The following is a 1,325-nucleotide window of genomic DNA, read 5'->3' as shown; positions in this document are numbered from 1 at the left end:
CAACAATACCTAATGCTTTATATTTATATGAATCATTTATATTTGGGTTAAAACACCAAGATAGCAGGTATTCTGAAACCTGACTAGCTCCGCCACACTCTACAACTTCATATTCATTCTCTTTACCAAGCAACTCAATATATTTCTGCAGAATTATTTGATCACTTTTTCCCTCAACAAAAATAATATTCTTATTAAGAAGATTACTATTTACTCTAGAATTAATCTCTTCTATTCTAGCTCTAAGCTTTGCATTTTTTTCAATTTCGTTTGCAATAAACGGACCTATTAATGCCAAAAACTCTTTATCATTATTATATATATCATTAGGTATACTATCTTTAACAACATATTTCGTTCCCACTTCCTCACATTCCTGTGTAGTTTGAAATAAATTACAATTTTCTGACTCCCTCTTCATTAAATAAAATGCAGGAGAGTGTGTTGTTAATAATATTTGGATTTGATCAGATACATCTAAAAATTGTTTAGATTTATTAAAAGATGCCAACCCCTCTAAATTATTCTCAGGCTCCTCATACCCCCAAATCGTATCTGTTCTTATACTACCTTTATTATTTAATCTATTATTTTCCTTATGAAAAAACTGTAATATACTTGGAATATGCCTTATTTTTACACCATCTCCTCTATTTTTTATTGAAATTAAGTTATTTCTATCTCCCGTCTGAAAATCTAAAGTAGAGAACAATGAGCTTAAATCATCAGGAAAACTTATCTCACTTTTTATTTTTAAATTTTCAAATAAATCATCACTCATATCTTTAGTTGATTTTTTTATAACACTCAAAAACTTATTCGAAGCATCAGATAAACTTTCAGATATAGACTCTGATAAAATACTATATAATTCTCTTAACAAGTTAGCAAAATATAAATTATCCTTCATTGCAGGAACATATCTATACTTTATCTTCCTTGCCCACGAATATTTAGTTGGCATTTTTTTTGAACTTGATGTTGATTTGTTGAAGTAATCCTCATATAAACCCTCTTTCCTCCACACTTTAGTCCAAGTAAACTCTTTATTATCTTGATAACTACTAGGAGGAGACAGGGTTAGCTCTATACGAATTTCTTTTGCCTTTTTGGGAGCTACTGTAGCAAATTTACAAAAATCTTTTGAAAAATCAAATTCTTCATAATGGCTGATTTTATTATTGAAAAACAAATTTAATGCTTTTAATATATTAGATTTACCAACATCATTAAGCCCATAAAAAACATTAACATTTTCTAATAAGATCCTCTCATCTTTAATAGATCTAAAGTTTGTTATTTTAATCACTTTTATATGCATATAA

The 1,325-nt window shown here is 28.0% G+C and carries 1 protein-coding gene; it reads right to left on the bottom strand.

Annotated features, from left to right (window positions below; all coding sequences use genetic code 11):
• Window positions 1-1,309, bottom strand: a 1,309-nt coding sequence (locus QZ106_RS00015) for an AAA family ATPase (RefSeq protein WP_295972666.1), incomplete at its 3' end; no start/stop codon positions are given.
• Between the last annotated feature and the right edge of the window lie 16 nt (window positions 1,310-1,325).

It is taken from the genome of uncultured Aggregatibacter sp. (genome assembly GCF_901873365.1).
In the GTDB taxonomy this organism is placed as follows: domain Bacteria; phylum Pseudomonadota; class Gammaproteobacteria; order Enterobacterales; family Pasteurellaceae; genus Aggregatibacter.
This window is presented reverse-complemented; position numbering and strand designations above follow the sequence as displayed.